This window comes from Rhodoligotrophos defluvii (genome assembly GCF_005281615.1).
Classification (GTDB): domain Bacteria; phylum Pseudomonadota; class Alphaproteobacteria; order Rhizobiales; family Im1; genus Rhodoligotrophos; species Rhodoligotrophos defluvii.
In genome coordinates this window covers 762,903-777,840 of the sequence record NZ_SZZM01000002.1, presented here as the reverse complement: position 1 = coordinate 777,840, position 14,938 = coordinate 762,903, and the positions used below count along the sequence as shown (strand labels likewise).

Genomic DNA, 14,938 nt, shown 5'->3' with positions numbered 1-14,938 from the left:
CTTCCGTTGGCTATCTGCGACCTCCGGTTAGGCTTCCCAGAATGCCGCGCATCAAGGCCCTGCCGATCTGGGTGCCGACCTGGCTTGCCACGTTCCGTACGATCCGATCCGTAATTGTCTCGAGCGTCCGGCTCGCCCCGCTTGACGAGACTTGCCTCTGTTGCTTGGCCGCGGCCACCTCTGCAGCCGCGGCTGCAGCGGCGTCCGCCTTCTCCTGGGCGCGCTTGGTCAAGATCTCGTAGGCAGATTCCCGGTCAACGGCCTGTTCATAGATGCCATAGACGGGGCTTTTGGTGATCAGAGCCCGGCGCTCGTCAGGAGTGATCGGCCCAAGCCGAGAGGAGGGTGGCCGGATCAGGGTCTTCTGCACCATCGAGGGCACGCCCTTGTCCTCCAGCATCGACGTGAGCGCCTCGCCCGTGCCGAGCTGCATGATCGCCGTTTCGGTATCGATCTGCGGATTCTGCCGGAAGGTGGAAGCAGCAGCCTTGACCGCCTTCTGCTCGCGGGGGGTATAGGCGCGCAGTGCGTGCTGCACGCGATTGCCGAGCTGGGCTAGCACGGTATCGGGAATATCGAGCGGATTCTGGGTAATGAAATAGATGCCTACGCCCTTGGAGCGGATCAGCCGCACCACCTGCTCGACCTTCTGGAGCAGCGCGGGCGGTGCCTCGTCAAAGAGCAGATGCGCCTCGTCGAAGAAGAAGACGAGCCTGGGCTTGTCGGGATCGCCGACCTCCGGAAGCTGCTCGAACAGCTCCGACATGAGTGATAGCAGGAAGGTCGAATAGAGCGCCGGCGCCTGCATCAGCTTGTCGGCGGCAAGAATGCTAATATAGCCCCGACCATCGGGCGTGGTGCGCATGAGGTCTGAGATCGACAACGCGGGCTCGCCGAAGAAGTTGTCTGCCCCCTGCTCATCGAGCACCAGCAGCCGACGCTGGATCGCCCCGATGGTAGCCGGCGCGATATTGCCGAAATCGGTTCGGAGTTCGCTGGCGCGGCCGGCCAGATCGGAGAGCATCGCCCTCAGGTCCTTCATGTCCAGGAGTGCCATGCCCTCTTGGTCGGCAATGCGGAACGCGATGTTGAGTGCGCCCTCCTGCGCCTCCGTGAGGCTCATCAGCCGGGACAGCAGTAGCGGTCCCATTTCAGTGATGGTGGTGCGCACCGGGTGGCCCTGCTCGCCATAGAGATCCCAAAAGATGGTGGGGAAGGCCTCGAAGCCGAAATCGTCCATGCCGACCTGCTTGGCGCGCGCGATAATGGCATCATTCGGCCCGCCCGCGGCGGCTATGCCCGAAAGGTCGCCCTTGACGTCAGCAGCGAAGACAGGAACTCCGGCCTTGGAGAAGCCCTCTGCCATGATCTGGAGCGTGACGGTCTTTCCGGTACCGGTAGCACCGGTGATCAACCCGTGACGGTTGCCAAAGCGCAGCAGAAGCTCCTCGGGCTTTACGCTCCGTCCTATGAAAACAGCGTCAGCATTCGCCATTTGCCTTGCCCTTGTGCTAGCCAAATCATTGTCTCGGCCGTCTCTGAACGTGCTACAAAACCGTGCAAGGAGCAACGCTGGCCGCGAGAGGGTGCCGAGAATGAGACAAGTGAGATCGCTTGGCAACACAGCGAGATATGGAGAGCGTAGATGGATGAGCTGATCGATGCGGTTTCCATGCGGTTGGGCATCGATCGGGCGGTAGCGGAACGCGCGATCGGCGTTGTGCTCGGCCTGGTCAAGCAGCACGGAGATGCCGACAAGGTGCAGCAGATGTTCGATCAACTGCCCGGTGCTGATGCTATGGCAGCGCAATATGGCGAACGAAGCGGCGGGCTGTTTGGGGCGTTCTCGTCCGTGGCCGGCCCGGTGGTCGCCCTATCGAAGCTGAAGGCAGCCGGCTTGAGCGCGGAGCAGAGCAAGGAGCTTGGCAGACAGGTCTTGGCGCACGCTAAGGCCAAATGTGGCGAGCCTCTGGTCAAGGACGTTGCGCGATCGATCCCAGGAATGTCTGCCTTTGTATGATCCTATCACACCCATTTACGAACACCCGCAATGTGGTCTTAAATCGACACGGGGAAAAAACAAAGGCGGGGACATGGGGCGCTCAATCGCGAGCATGGATGGCGTCGACCAGGCGCGCCTGGAACGGTTGAACCAGGCTGGGATCAGAAGCCATAGACTTCTGCTGAGCAGGGCGAAGGATCGCAGGGGGCGGCGCCAGTTGGCGGCCGAGACGGGCATATGCGAGGCGCTCATTCTGCGCTGGGCCAACATGGCCGACCTGATGCGCATCCGCGGCATCGGACAGGATTATTCAGAATTGCTTCAGGCGGGTGGAGTTGAAACTGTCAAGGATCTGCGCAACCGCAACCCCGGCAGACTGGCAGCCGCTCTCAGTGCGGTCAACGCGCAGCAGCGCCTGGTGCGCGAAGCCCCCGGGGAGAAGCGCGTGGCAAACTGGATCGCCCAGGCAAAGCAACTTCCTATCGTCATCACGCATTGACTGAGGGCTTGGTTCCGCGTGGCAGACATGCGGGCGCGGCGAAGGCGTACAGCTGACGCACCGGCAGCGTGATCGGGGCTTGCTGTGTTCTGGGAGCATTGTATAACCCACCGGTCAAATCCTATCGACCGTGGCGAACAGCAAGGCAGCGCCGATGTCCGGTTCCTTCGATCAGCCCGATTTTCCTACCCCGACACGGGATGACTGGCTCAGGCGCGTAGAGGCAACGCTCAAAGGCGCCGACTACGACAAACGGCTGGTCTGGCGAACCGACGACGGCATTGCGGTCGATCCCCTGGGGGGGCCGTGGACCAAGGTACGGCCGGAATGGCCAGGACTGCCTCCCTTCACCCGCGGCGCCTCTCCAATTCAGCCGTTGCCAAGACCATGGACTGTCGCTCAACCCATTATGGATCCATCGCCGGAGCGAGCGAATAGGGCCTTGTTGGAGGCACTGGCCAATGGTGTCGATTCGGTGGATCTCATGATCGCGGAGGATCCGCACGCACCCGGTATTGGCGTTTGGCGGGCCGAAGATCTCGCGATCGTCTTGAAGGACGTGGTCATCGGCGCGGTTCCCGTGCGGCTGAACGCTGGAATACGCGCTCTCGAGCTTGCGGAATGGCTCATCGACCTCTGGTCTGCTGGCGCTGTCGACAAGGCAGAGCGGCGCGGCGCCTTCGGTATAGATCCGCTCGGCTGCCTGGCGCGACGGGGAAGCCTGCCGGGCACCGTCAATGATCACTTGGGTCCGGCGGCTAGGCTTGCAGCGGCGGTACGCGGTTACGCGGATGTGCAGGTGATGAACGCGGACACGCGCCCCTATCATGCCGCCGGCGCTACTGAAGGACAGGAATTGGCGATCGCCTTGGCAACCGGTGTTGCTTACCTGCGCGGCCTTACAACCGCGGGCCTTAGCCTTGAACAGGCAGTTGCGGTGATCGGCTTTACCCTGGTCAGTGACGCCGATGTGATCACCAGCATAGCCAAGCTCCGTGCTTTTCGCAGGCTTTGGGCCAACGTGACCGAAGCTTGCGGCTTGGCTGCCAAGCCGCCGCGGCTGGCCGTGGAGACCGCGGCCCGCATGATCACGCGCCGCGATCCCTGGGTGAATATGCTGCGGGGCACTGCAGCCGCCTTCGCGGCGGGGATTGCTGGCGCCGAGCTGATCACGGTCGCGCCCTACAACGCCGCACTTGGTCTGCCGGACGATTTCGCCCGCCGGATCGCGCGCAACGTGCAGCTAATCCTGCAGGAAGAGTCGGGGATAGGCCGCGTGGCGGATCCGGCCGGCGGCGCCTGGGCTATTGAGCGCCTTACCGATCAGCTGGCCGAAAAGGGCTGGGCGCTTTTTCAGGAAATCGAGGCCAGGGGTGGCATGGCGGTAGCCCTTCTTAGTGGACACGTGCAGACCATGGTCCATGCGGCTGCCGTGGCGCGCACCCGGGACTATGCCCGGCGCAAGCGCCTGGTCACCGGCGTGTCTGCATTCCCCAAGCTCGATGAAGCCGCAGCGCAGGTGGCGGAGACGAGCGGGCAACCGGCCTTTGAACCCGGCGCCCCACGGTTTGAAGGCGAAACCAAGGTGGATCCGCTGCAGCCGCGGCCGCTTGCCGCCGAGTTCGAAGCTCTGCGGGACCAGGGCGATGCCATTGCGGCAGACACGGGCCAGCGGCCACAGATTTTTCTGGCCAATCTCGGCCGATTGGCCGACTTCAATACGCGCACCACATGGGCCCGCAATCTGTTCGAGGCGGGCGGAATTGCCGCTTTGCCTGGGCGCGGCTGTGATAATCCGCAGGATGTAGCACGGGAATTTCAGGAGAGCGGTGCGAAACTCGCCATCATCTGCTCGAGCGACGCGATTTACGAGACGATGGCCGCCCCGACTGCGAAGGCGCTCAAAAATGCTGGTGCGTGCGCCGTTTATTTGGCCGGGCGCCCGGGAGATGCAGAACAGACCTTGAAAGATCCCGGTTTGCACGGCTTCTTCTTCGAAGGGGCAGACGTTCTTGCGGGCCTCCGTGACGTGTACGATATTCTGAGTAAGAGCGCCTGAGCCCTGAACTCGATTTGCCGGAAATCCAGAAGAGTTGAGGCAATGACAGAGATCCCGGATTTCACCACCGTGCCGCTGAAGACGGAGCTTGCCGCCTCGGCTGAGCTGTGGCGTGCGGCGGCCGACGCAGCAGCAGGGCAGGCGGGGCTCGAGGACCACGTCTGGACGACGGCGGAAGGATTGGCGCTCAAACCAGCCTATGGCGCGGAGGACATTCACGGATTCGACTTCATCAAGGGCTTGCCTGGCATACCGCCCTTCCTGCGCGGCCCTTACCCCACCATGTACGTGACGCGGCCCTGGACCGTCCGCCAATATGCGGGCTTCTCGACCGCTGAAGAATCGAATGCCTTTTACAGGCGCAATCTGGCAGCCGGTCAAAAAGGGCTGTCCATCGCCTTCGATCTTGCCACCCACCGCGGATATGACTCGGACCACCCACGGGTTGCCGGCGATGTCGGCATGGCCGGGGTGGCGATCGACTCCATTCTCGATATGCGCACCCTTTTCGACGGCATACCGCTCGACGAGATGAGCGTGTCCATGACCATGAACGGCGCCGTGCTGCCGGTGCTGGCGCTCTATATCGTTGCCGCCGAAGAGCAGGGAGTGCCGCCGGAAAGGCTGTCGGGGACCATCCAGAACGACATTCTCAAGGAGTTCATGGTCCGCAACACCTATATCTATCCGCCCAAGCCCTCTATGCGGATCATCTCCGATATCTTCGCCTATACCTCGCAGAAGATGCCGAAGTTCAACTCGATCTCGATCTCTGGCTATCACATGCAGGAGGCAGGGGCGACGGCGGATCTGGAACTGGCCTACACCCTGGCCGACGGCATCGAATATGTGCGCGCCGGGCTCAATGCGGGCCTTGATGTCGACAGCTTCGCCCCGCGGCTCTCCTTCTTCTGGGCCATTGGCATGAACTTCTTCATGGAAGTGGCCAAGATGCGCGCTGCCCGCGTGCTTTGGGCCAAGCTGATGAAGCAGTTCAACCCCAGGGATGAACGGTCGCTCTCGCTGAGGACCCATTGCCAGACATCGGGCTGGTCTCTGACCGCTCAGGATGTTTTCAACAACGTGACCCGCACGTGCATCGAAGCCATGGCGGCCGTTCACGGCGGCACCCAGTCGCTCCATACCAACGCCCTCGACGAGGCGCTTGCCTTGCCCACCGACTTCTCGGCACGGATTGCGCGCAACACCCAGCTGTTCCTGATCCAGGAGGCCGGCACCACCAAGTTTATCGACCCATGGGGCGGCAGCTATTTCGTGGAGCGGCTGACCCACGATCTTGCCGAAAAGGCGCTCACTCACATTGCTGAGGTGGAAGAGCTGGGCGGCATGGCCCGGGCAATCGAAGCGGGCGTGCCGAAGCTACGCATCGAGGAAGCGGCGGCCCGCACACAAGCTCGCATCGATACCGGGGCCCAGACCGTGGTCGGCGTCAACAAATACAAGGTCGAGGAGGACCTTGCGGTCGAGATCCTGAAGGTCGACAACTCCGCCGTGCGCGCCCGGCAGCTTGAAAAACTGGCGCGACTGAGGGCCGAACGGGACGATGCGGAAACCCAAGCGGCGTTGGAACGGCTAACCGCGGTGGCGGCCGGAGAGGGCAATCTCTTAGCAGCGGCAGTGGACGCTGCCCGTGCCAAGGCAACGGTCGGTGAGATCTCGGCTGCCATGGAGCGGGTCTTCGGCCGGCATGTCGCCGAGATCAGAGCCATTCAGGGCGTCTATCGCAGGGAGGCTCAGGCCATGTCCAGTTCAGTCGACAAGGCGCGCGCCAAGGTCGACGCTTTCGAGGAAGCGGATGGCCGGCGGCCACGCATTCTGGTCGCCAAGGTCGGCCAGGATGGCCACGACCGCGGACAAAAGGTCATCGCATCGGCCTTTGCCGACCTCGGCTTCGACGTCGATATTGGACCGTTGTTTGCAACGCCGGAAGAGGTTGCGCGGCAGGCAGTAGAGAATGATGTGCACATCGTGGGCGTGTCTTCGCTCGCGGGCGGGCACCTGACCCTTGTTCCCGCACTGAAGCGCGCGCTAGAGGAGTTAGGCCGGCCGGACATCATGATCGTGGTGGGCGGTGTTATCCCACCCCAGGATTATGACGAACTGAAAGCGTCCGGAGCTTCGGCGATTTTCCCGCCCGGCACCAATATCGCTGATGCTGCGACCGATCTGATCCATACCCTGCGTCGGCGGCTGGGCTACGCCCAAGCGGCAGAATAGCATTTCAAAGCCGCTGTCATCCATTCCCGAATAGCAAAAAGCCCTGCATGCGCGCAGGGCTTTCCACTAAAAACGACATGTCTGTTATCTGCCAGCAGCGACGCCCGCTTCCCGTCTCCAGCGCCGCCGATGGTTATTGCGGCTGGGTTGAGCCGCAGAATAACCCTCAAGCCGACTGCCACGACAAGGAGGAAGCGCCGGCCAGGATTACTTGCTGGCCCGGCGACGTTTCTTTTGCCCGAGGCCCATCTTCTTGGCCAGATCCGACCGCGCTGCCGCATAGTTGGGCGCTACCATCGGATAATCGGCAGGCAAACCCCACTTCTCCCGGTACTGCTCGGGCGTCATATTGTACTGCGTACGAAGATGCCGCTTCAGCGACTTGAACTTCTTCCCGTCCTCGAGACAGACGATGTAGTCCGGCGTAACCGAACGGCGCAACGGCACAGCAGGCTTCAATTCTGCGACCTGCTTCTCCTCGGTTTCCAAGGTGCCGGTCAGGGCCCGATAAACGTCCTTGATCAGACCGGGGAGGGATTCCGAGGGAACTGCGTTATTGGCTACATAGGCAGCGACAATTTCAGCCGTCAGTTCTGCAAGCTCACCAATGTCCGTAGCCGGTCCACTATTTACCGATGCTTCCATTACTCTCTAAAGCTCCTTAGCCAACATGTTCTATTCTGGTTCGTGACAGCACGCTTTGTGGCATTCGTGTTTTCACCAGATCAGCAGCAAAACTGCCGCAATCGACATTCTCAGCCACTGATGTGTTTATCAGCGCGCAGCGAGCCTTCGACCGCTAGGTCTAAGAACCTGATTCGTTGCTCCGAAACTGTGTGCAACGATAAAAGCTTATTGCAGAGTTCCGTATTCTGTTCAAGCAATACAAAACAGACTGCGACAGATTTTCTACGTGTCCAGATTTTCTGAACCCTTGGGAATGTGTTTCGCGTATCGCTTTTCGAATGGGTATCCGTCTAACCTATGCGTCTCCTTATGGTAGCGCCCAGACAGCTGGTCAACACCGGCGCCTTCCCACGGCTTTACACCCGCCCAGTAGGCGGCGCGCGCGAGGAGATGTGCGGAAATTGGAGCGGTGAGGACGAAGAATAGAACGCCGACGGCAGCGCGAATGGTGATCTCGAGATTGCCGAAATGAACGGTGCTGGCAAGGAACAGGAACCCGAGGCCCAAGGTGCCCGCCTTGCTGGCCGCATGCATTCGCGCATAGACATCGGGAAAGCGCAAAATGCCAACCGCAGCACTGAGGCAGAGGAAGCTGCCCAGGACGATGCACACAACTTGCAACATAGCGATGATGACGTGGGCGAGCTCAGTCATCATGATTGCTGATTCCCCTCCACGGTATCCGACGGGCCGGTATGCTCCTCTTGAGTTTCACGCGAAGCCCCCAACGGATTTAGTCGGCGGAACATCACGTAGCGTGCAAAGGCAACCGTGCTCAGAAACCCCACGAGACCAAGGGAGATCGCCACGTCCACGAACGCGCCAGCATGATTCTTGATGGCCAGCAGCAGAATGAAGGCCGTGGCGACGACCGTCAGCAGGTCGAGAGCCACCACACGGTCCGGTAGCGTCGGGCCTCTGATAAGCCGGATGAAGATTAGCGCGAATGCGAGCAGCAGCGCGGCAAAGCCGATGGACAGGGACAACGAGACGATGCCGCCAATGTTCACGCTCATCGCAGCGCCTCCCGTACCTTCTGCTCGAAACCCGTAGCAATGTCCCGCCGCAAGCTTTCGACATCGGGGGCATCCAAAGCGTGAATATACAAAGTACTCCGATCGTCGGAGACATCCACGCTGAGTGTCCCGGGCGTCAAGGTAATCAGATTTGCCAGCAGCGTGATCTCACGGTCTGATTTCACACTCAGCGGCAATGCGACGAAGCCGGTCTCATACCGGGGAGAGGGCGACCAAACCAGTTTCACCACGGTCCAAGTCGATTTGGTGAGCTCCACGATGAAGGTCAACAGCAGGCGCACGACGGAAATCGTGCGGCCGAAATAGCGCTCGGTCGGGAACTGCTCACGTACAAGCCAAAGGGCGCCTGCGCCGAGCAGGAGGCCAAACAGAAAATTGGCGACTGTGAAGGTAGCTGTCACCGCCACCCACACCAGCGCCAATATCAAGTTGAGTGGCAGAAGCCGGTTGTTCATGGAGCTACTCCGAAAACAGCTTTGATATAAGGCGCGTAATCGGACAGGCCATGAGCCGCGGCCTCCGCAAATAGGTAGAGACGATCGGGCAGCAAACCCAGCAGCACTGCGCTGCTCGCCAGAAGAAGGACTGGAAAGATCGTGGCAAAGCGCGGCGGAGGCGAAGGTTGTAGTTCCTCCTCTGGGCGCTGAACCTGTGGCTGCCAAAACATGGCGGAAAATGCCCGGGCAATCGCGATGGTCGTCAAGAAACCTCCGATGAGCACAGTCGCCACACCCCAACCCAGCCCCTGGGCCAGGCTTTCTCGCACCAGCATGAACTTCGGCCAAAAGCCGGAGAATGGGGGCAGCCCGGCAACCGCAAAGCCGAAGCAGAGGAACAGAATAGCGAGAAGCGCGGGAGCCTCAGCCCAGTGAACGGGCGCGAAAGCATCGCCGCCACGTGCTCTGCCAGCAGCGAGACCGGACAAGAGATAAAGGCCCGCCATCACCAGCATCGATTGGACCATATAGAACATGCCGGCGGCCCGCGCGGCCTCGGTACCCAACCCGAAACCAAGCAGCATGTAGCCGATGCCGCCAATCACCAAATAGTCCAGCATGGGGCGCAGGCGCGACTGAGCGACAGCGCCGGCCGCGCCAAGCAGGATGGTAAGCCCGGCAACACCAGTGACGATCTTGGCGGCGAAGGCCTCGTCGCCGGCGAAGACTGCAGTGAAAACGCGATAGATGCCATATACGCCAACCTTCGTGAGCAGCCCCGCAAAGAGCGCCGAAACCACAAATTTCGGTGTGTGATAGGAGGCAGGCAACCAGAAGAACAGCGGGAAGGCTGCGGCCTTCGTGCCCAAGGCGACGAGATAAAGGGTAGCAATCACTGCGATGAGGCCGCGGCTGGGATAGGCCGCCGCCTTGCCGACCAGGTCTGCAAAATTCAGCGTGCCCATAGCGCCATAAAGCAGTCCCGTGGCAATCAGGAAGATGGTCGTCGCCACCAGATTGAGGAAGGCGTATTTCACGCCGCCATCAAGCTGAACTGCCCTGCCGCCGAGGATGATCAGTCCGAATGAGGAGATCAGCAGGATTTCCAGCCAGACATAAAGATTGAAAATATCGCCCGTGAGAAACGCGCCATTCATGCCGGCGACCAGAACCAGCAGCATGGGAAAGAAGCCGAAGCGGGTCGAGGGCTGATCGATCTCGCCGAAGGCGTACACGCCGCAGGCTAGGGCGACGAGGGCGCTGGTGAATGCCAGCACGGCACCTAACATGTCCACAGTGAAGCTGATGCCGAACGGCGGCAGCCAATTGCCCATGGTGAGGGATAGCACACCGTGATGGTAAACCTCGCTCAGCAGGCCAAGATTGAGAGCGACCTGCACGACCAGCACTAAGAGCGCCGGCCAGCGCTGGAGTGCAACATTGCCCCTAAACACAATCAGCAATGCTCCGGCCAGCAAGGGAAAAATCGCCGGTGCAATGGCAAGCCAGGCCACCGGAGCTGTGGCAGCCTCATTCATCGGTCTGCTCGCGGAAGGGCTGGGCAACGGGCTCGGCGAGGCGCATCTCGTCGGAATCGTCGGTGCCAAGATCCTGGTACGCTCGGTAGCTCAGCACCAGCACATAGGCGAATAGGGAAAAGCTGATCACGATGGCGGTGAGGATGAGGGCTTGCGGCAAAGGGTTGGCGATGTCGGCCGGAGGGGCTTTCGCGTCGACCGGCACAATGGGTGGAACCGTGCCGAGGATACGGCCTGCCGTGAAAATCAGCAGGTTCGTGGCATTGCCCAAGGTGACGACCCCCAAAAGCAGCCGCACCAAGCTGCGCGACAGCAACAGATAAACGGAGGCACCGAACAGGCCCGCAACCGTGACTGAGAGCAGCACTTCCATCTCAGTCGAAATCTCCCTCTTCCAGCGCAAACGCGATGCTGCTGATCGCCCCGACCACCACCAGGTATACGCCGATGTCGAAGAGCAATGGCGTGGAAAGGTAGACGGTGGTGATCGCGGACAAATAAACTGGCCACCAAAGCCCGGTGAGGTAGGGCAGGTTGAGAGGAAACGATAAAAGACCGGCGCCGCCGGCCAGGAACACGCCAGCCCCAGCAATGGCGATGGGATGAACGACCAGCGCCTGTCTTGCCGATTGCACGCCGCAAGCGATGCCATAAAGAGCGAGAGCCGAAGCGGCGATGAGGCCGCCGATAAACCCGCCACCCGCCTCGTTGTGGCCACGCAGGAGCACGAAGACAGAGAACAGTGCCATTAGCCCTGTCAGAATAGGCACGATGGTGCGTAGAATTACTGTACGCATGATCGCGTCCTCTCGCTGTCCTGATCTTCGCCCAATGCGGCGGCTCGGTTCCTCATCCTGATCAAAGCCAGGGCCGCCAATCCCGCCATCAGGACCACGGTGATCTCGCCAAGAGTGTCGAGACCGCGGAAGTCCACGAGGATCACATTGACGATATTGCGCCCGTGCGCTTCGGGAACGCTGTGCGTAGCAAAAAAGGCGGAAAGCCGGAGGTCCAGCGGCTGCTGGGTGAGCGCGACGAGAGTGCTACCCAATCCGGCGGCCGCGACCAGCGCAATGCCGCCATGCACGAGCCGGTCGCTGATCTCGCGGCGGTCGCCCACGTCCAGCCGCAACCGCGTCATCACCAGGGTGAGGATGGCCACCGAGAGGATCTCGACCATGAACTGGGTGAAGGCGAGGTCTGGCGCACCATAGATGAGGAACAAGAGCGCTACCGCAACGCCTTGCACGCCCAGCGCCACGATGGCGTTCAGCCGGCTCCTGACGAAAACCACTGCGCATGCACCGGCCAAAGCCAGCAGCATGATGGCGATACCATTTAGGTTTTGGAAAGCCTGTTCGACCTCGATCAGCGGCATCTTGATCGGAAGCCCGAGGGCAAGAGCCGGTAGCACGAGCGCTGCCGTGACCATGAGCAGGATCATCAGCATGTAAACCCGCAACAGGCCCGGCTGGATAATCCGAAGGGCGAACCGGCAAGACCGCACAAGTCCCGAGAGCGCCGCGTCATAGACCCGGTCCATGGTCCAGCCAAGGGTGGCAAGCACCGAGCCGATGGCCGCCCGCAAGCGGGATAGGAGCGCAAAGGCGCCGACTCCCAACGCCAATGTGCCGATGCTCATCAATAGTGGCGTACTGAACCCGTGCCAAAGAGCAAGATCCAGGGAAACGTGACGGCCCAGAATGGCGCCCACCATTCCGGCGGCAAACAGGTTGCCGAATGCGGTCACAAGCGCGCCGGCGCAGAGGCCGAGAAGAGCCAGTACCATTGGGCCGAGTAGCAGGCCAAGTGAGGGCTCGTGGGGCCTCTCCGGAGTGGGCGCCATCGCTCCCGTGAAGGGCAGCCATACCACTGCGAGGGCCGCAGCCACCATGAGAGCGTTGCCAGCAATCGCAGTAGTCACGACTAGGCCGGACTCGGTGACGCCGTAAATTGCCTCCTTTGCGATGAAGCCGACCAGTGGCGGCAGCCCGGACATGGACAGGGCGGCAATGATCGCGGCCGTAAAGGTCAACGGCATGGCATGGCGAAGGCCGGCCAGGGCGGTGATGTCGCGGGTGCCGGTCTCGTGGTCGACAATACCGGCAACCATGAAGAGGGCGCCCTTGAACAAAGCATGGGCGATGAGATAGAGCACGGCCGCTTCGACCGCCTTTTCCACGCCGAGGCCCAAAAGCATCACAAGCAGCCCGAGCGAGCCCACGGTCGTATAGGCAAGGATCAGCTTCAGGTCAGTCTGGCGAAGCGAAAGGACAGCACCGACCAGCAATGTCGCCCCGCCGAACACCGTGAGCGCACCGCTCCACAGCTCGGTCCCGCCGAGCGCAGGCGTCAACCGCATCAGCAAATAGACGCCAGCCTTGACCATGGTTGCGGAATGCAAATAAGCGCTGACCGGTGTCGGCGCCTCCATGGCGTTGGGCAACCAGAAATGGAACGGCACCTGGGCGGATTTGGTAAAGGCGCCAACCAGAACGAGGCACAGCATCATCGGGTAAAGCGGGTGCGCGCGCAGGGCATCTCCCTGCAGGTTCAGGGCCGAAAGGTCCCACCCACCCGTCGCGAGACTCATCGCGATCAGCCCGGCCAACAGGGCGAGGCCGCCGCCCCCGGTCACCACGAGCGCCTGTATGGCCGCACGGCGCGATGCGAACCGGGCATGATCGAACCCGATCAGCAGAAATGAAGTGATCGACGTGAGTTCCCAAAAGACAAAAAAGGCAACGATATTGTCGGCCAACACCAGGCCGAGCATCGAGCCCATGAACATCAGCAGAACGGCGAGAAAGCCGCCGCGCCGGGGATGGCCGCCGAGATAGGCGCCTGCATAAATGACGATGAAGGCGCCGATGCCGGTGATGAGCAACGCAAAGACGAGACTGAGGCCATCCAGCCGGAAGGACAGGGCGACGTCCAATTGCGGCAGCCAGTCCAACGACTGAGAGACTGCGCTTCCCGCTGATATCGTGGTGAGGAAGCTCGCGAAATACCAAAGCAGAACAAAGGGAAGCAGAGCCAGGAGCCATCCGGCGGCTGGCTGCGCATATCGTGAGACCAGAGGAGCGATGCCCGCCAAAAGGAAGCACGATAGAATGGCGGGCAACATGACGCTCGTCTCAGCCTCGTTTCATAGCCAACCTGTGCTCGCCAATGTGATCGCAGCGGCGGCTCGGCTACCGCCGCGCCAGACCCTGAGCTTGCGAGCAATCGAGATAATCCTGGCCTTATATCGAATGGCACCGACCGCGCCAACGCCAAACGGCATACCGTAGGCCAAAATCGAGCAGCAGCTTGCAACGGACCGCAAGATATGGGAGGCAAGAGGGCCTGTCACACGGCAAGGCAAGCTCCGATCCCCTTGGGGACCAGCTCGCCGAGGCTCATCCCAGTACTGAACCGGGCTCCATGAAGGTCTATCCCACGCTTGCCGATCTCGCCGCCGACCAAGGACGGGAAATCGGGGTCAGCGACTGGCTCGAGATCACGCAGGAGCGGATCAACCGCTTTGCGGACGCAACCGACGATCATCAGTGGATCCATGTGGATCCGGAGCGGACCCGCGCCGAACTGGACATGGAACCGATCGCCCACGGCTACCTGACCTTGTCGCTCATCCCGCATTTCACAAGCCGGATCTTCACGGTCCGGTCCGTGAAGCGGCTGATCAATCTCGGGGCCAACCGCGTCCGCTTTACCGGGGTGGTCCCCGTGAATACCAGGTTGCGCGGCAGGGTGACGCTGACCAAGGCAGTGCTCAGCAGCCGCTCGCTCAGAACGGTGTCCGAGTTCGTCGTGGAGCGCGAAGGCGTGGCGAAACCGGTGGCGATCGCCGAACTCCTCACCATATTCTACGAGTAAGCCGATCAAGCAGAACCCATCCGCCCGCTTTGGCCGAGAGGTTGAGCCATGCCCGAAGAAAAGCAACCGAAAGTCAGGAAGTCCGAGGAGGAATGGCGCGCCGAGCTGACCCCGGAGCAATTCGCCGTCACCCGCGCCTGTGGGACCGAGCCACCCTTCAGCCACCCCTATAACTTCGAGAAGCGCGAAGGGGTCTATACCTGCGTCTGCTGCGGCGCCCCCTTGTTCGACTCCCATACGAAATACGAGTCTGGCTCCGGCTGGCCCAGTTTTTTCAAGCCGATACGTGAAGATGCTGTAGCGGAACATGAGGACAGATCGCATTTCATGGTGCGCACCGAGGTGCAATGCGCCAATTGCGGCGCCCATCTCGGCCATGTCTTTCCGGATGGCCCCCAGCCCACCGGACTGCGATATTGCATGAACGGCACCGCGCTGAAGCTGGAGCCGGAGGACAAATAGGCCGGCGCCCGGCCAAAAACTTGTCCCCGGACCGTCCCGCTGACCCTATAACCTGATGCCATGGGCGGAAGACCGCCGAATTCACTGTCCAAAGATCGAT

The 14,938-nt window shown here is 61.3% G+C and carries 15 protein-coding genes; 6 read left to right on the top strand and 9 right to left on the bottom strand.

Going from position 1 to position 14,938, the window contains the following annotated elements:
• Nucleotides 1-10 precede the first annotated feature (10 nt).
• Nucleotides 11-1,495: a helicase HerA-like C-terminal domain-containing protein gene (locus E4P09_RS12740; protein WP_137389964.1), complete on the bottom strand. Its 1,485-nt coding sequence runs from the start codon at nucleotides 1,493-1,495 to the stop codon at nucleotides 11-13.
• 150 nt (nucleotides 1,496-1,645) lie between these two features.
• Here E4P09_RS12740 and E4P09_RS12735 point away from each other — a divergent pair, with 150 nt between their 5' ends.
• The 4 genes from E4P09_RS12735 to scpA all read left to right on the top strand — a co-directional run bounded on the left by E4P09_RS12735 (nucleotide 1,646) and on the right by scpA (nucleotide 6,798).
• On the top strand, nucleotides 1,646-2,020 hold the full coding sequence (locus E4P09_RS12735) for a DUF2267 domain-containing protein (RefSeq protein WP_137389963.1): 375 nt from the start codon (nucleotides 1,646-1,648) through the stop codon (nucleotides 2,018-2,020).
• A gap of 94 nt (nucleotides 2,021-2,114) precedes the next feature.
• Entirely contained in the window at nucleotides 2,115-2,501 is a 387-nt protein-coding gene (locus tag E4P09_RS12730) for a DUF4332 domain-containing protein (RefSeq protein ID WP_239025154.1), read from the top strand.
• A 154-nt stretch (nucleotides 2,502-2,655) separates the two neighbouring features.
• Nucleotides 2,656-4,560: a methylmalonyl-CoA mutase family protein gene (locus tag E4P09_RS12725; protein ID WP_137389962.1), complete on the top strand. Its 1,905-nt coding sequence runs from the start codon at nucleotides 2,656-2,658 to the stop codon at nucleotides 4,558-4,560.
• A 42-nt stretch (nucleotides 4,561-4,602) separates the two neighbouring features.
• Nucleotides 4,603-6,798 carry a methylmalonyl-CoA mutase gene (gene scpA, locus E4P09_RS12720; RefSeq protein ID WP_137389961.1) on the top strand — a complete coding sequence of 732 codons (2,196 nt, stop codon included), beginning with the start codon at nucleotides 4,603-4,605 and terminating at the stop codon, nucleotides 6,796-6,798.
• A 207-nt stretch (nucleotides 6,799-7,005) separates the two neighbouring features.
• On the opposite strand, the gene E4P09_RS12715 is transcribed toward scpA, so the two are convergent.
• The 8 genes from E4P09_RS12715 to E4P09_RS12680 form a co-directional block, all read right to left on the bottom strand.
• Nucleotides 7,006-7,443: a Ros/MucR family transcriptional regulator gene (locus E4P09_RS12715; protein ID WP_137389960.1), complete on the bottom strand. Its 438-nt coding sequence runs from the start codon at nucleotides 7,441-7,443 to the stop codon at nucleotides 7,006-7,008.
• A gap of 264 nt (nucleotides 7,444-7,707) precedes the next feature.
• Complete coding sequence (gene mnhG / locus E4P09_RS12710) at nucleotides 7,708-8,139, bottom strand: monovalent cation/H(+) antiporter subunit G (RefSeq protein ID WP_137390300.1); 432 nt, start codon at nucleotides 8,137-8,139, stop codon at nucleotides 7,708-7,710.
• Entirely contained in the window at nucleotides 8,139-8,501 is a 363-nt protein-coding gene (locus E4P09_RS12705) for an MrpF/PhaF family protein (protein WP_137389959.1), read from the bottom strand. Before E4P09_RS12705 ends, mnhG begins: the two co-directional genes overlap by 1 nt.
• Nucleotides 8,498-8,977: a Na+/H+ antiporter subunit E gene (locus E4P09_RS12700; RefSeq protein WP_137389958.1), complete on the bottom strand. Its 480-nt coding sequence runs from the start codon at nucleotides 8,975-8,977 to the stop codon at nucleotides 8,498-8,500. Before E4P09_RS12700 ends, E4P09_RS12705 begins: the two co-directional genes overlap by 4 nt.
• Nucleotides 8,974-10,473 carry a proton-conducting transporter transmembrane domain-containing protein gene (locus E4P09_RS12695; RefSeq protein ID WP_170984398.1) on the bottom strand — a complete coding sequence of 500 codons (1,500 nt, stop codon included), beginning with the start codon at nucleotides 10,471-10,473 and terminating at the stop codon, nucleotides 8,974-8,976. Before E4P09_RS12695 ends, E4P09_RS12700 begins: the two co-directional genes overlap by 4 nt.
• A 16-nt stretch (nucleotides 10,474-10,489) precedes the next feature.
• Nucleotides 10,490-10,870 (bottom strand): Na+/H+ antiporter subunit C, encoded by a 381-nt coding sequence (locus E4P09_RS12690; RefSeq protein WP_137389956.1) that lies wholly within the window; start codon nucleotides 10,868-10,870, stop codon nucleotides 10,490-10,492.
• Between the two features lies 1 nt (nucleotide 10,871).
• Nucleotides 10,872-11,294, bottom strand: coding sequence for an MnhB domain-containing protein (locus tag E4P09_RS12685; protein WP_137389955.1), 423 nt, complete (start codon nucleotides 11,292-11,294; stop codon nucleotides 10,872-10,874).
• Entirely contained in the window at nucleotides 11,282-13,624 is a 2,343-nt protein-coding gene (locus tag E4P09_RS12680; RefSeq protein ID WP_137389954.1) for a putative monovalent cation/H+ antiporter subunit A, read from the bottom strand. Before E4P09_RS12680 ends, E4P09_RS12685 begins: the two co-directional genes overlap by 13 nt.
• Before the next feature lie 299 nt (nucleotides 13,625-13,923).
• Between E4P09_RS12680 and E4P09_RS12675 the strand changes: the two genes are divergently transcribed.
• Entirely contained in the window at nucleotides 13,924-14,376 is a 453-nt protein-coding gene (locus E4P09_RS12675; RefSeq protein WP_137389953.1) for a MaoC family dehydratase, read from the top strand.
• A 48-nt stretch (nucleotides 14,377-14,424) separates the two neighbouring features.
• Nucleotides 14,425-14,838: a peptide-methionine (R)-S-oxide reductase MsrB gene (gene msrB / locus E4P09_RS12670; RefSeq protein WP_137389952.1), complete on the top strand. Its 414-nt coding sequence runs from the start codon at nucleotides 14,425-14,427 to the stop codon at nucleotides 14,836-14,838.
• The last annotated feature ends 100 nt before the right edge of the window (nucleotides 14,839-14,938 follow it).

Coding starts and splice junctions, on each gene's coding strand:
- E4P09_RS12705 (WP_137389959.1), bottom strand. CDS start 8,501: ATGAGCGTGAACATTGGCGGCATCGTCTCGTTGTCCCTGTCCATCGGC.
- E4P09_RS12735 (WP_137389963.1), top strand. CDS start 1,646: ATGGATGAGCTGATCGATGCGGTTTCCATGCGGTTGGGCATCGATCGG.
- E4P09_RS12740 (WP_137389964.1), bottom strand. CDS start 1,495: ATGGCGAATGCTGACGCTGTTTTCATAGGACGGAGCGTAAAGCCCGAG.
- E4P09_RS12730 (WP_239025154.1), top strand. CDS start 2,115: ATGGATGGCGTCGACCAGGCGCGCCTGGAACGGTTGAACCAGGCTGGG.
- mnhG (WP_137390300.1), bottom strand. CDS start 8,139: ATGACTGAGCTCGCCCACGTCATCATCGCTATGTTGCAAGTTGTGTGC.
- E4P09_RS12715 (WP_137389960.1), bottom strand. CDS start 7,443: ATGGAAGCATCGGTAAATAGTGGACCGGCTACGGACATTGGTGAGCTT.
- E4P09_RS12685 (WP_137389955.1), bottom strand. CDS start 11,294: ATGCGTACAGTAATTCTACGCACCATCGTGCCTATTCTGACAGGGCTA.
- E4P09_RS12700 (WP_137389958.1), bottom strand. CDS start 8,977: ATGAACAACCGGCTTCTGCCACTCAACTTGATATTGGCGCTGGTGTGG.
- E4P09_RS12675 (WP_137389953.1), top strand. CDS start 13,924: ATGAAGGTCTATCCCACGCTTGCCGATCTCGCCGCCGACCAAGGACGG.
- E4P09_RS12725 (WP_137389962.1), top strand. CDS start 2,656: ATGTCCGGTTCCTTCGATCAGCCCGATTTTCCTACCCCGACACGGGAT.
- E4P09_RS12690 (WP_137389956.1), bottom strand. CDS start 10,870: ATGGAAGTGCTGCTCTCAGTCACGGTTGCGGGCCTGTTCGGTGCCTCC.
- msrB (WP_137389952.1), top strand. CDS start 14,425: ATGCCCGAAGAAAAGCAACCGAAAGTCAGGAAGTCCGAGGAGGAATGG.
- E4P09_RS12680 (WP_137389954.1), bottom strand. CDS start 13,624: ATGTTGCCCGCCATTCTATCGTGCTTCCTTTTGGCGGGCATCGCTCCT.
- scpA (WP_137389961.1), top strand. CDS start 4,603: ATGACAGAGATCCCGGATTTCACCACCGTGCCGCTGAAGACGGAGCTT.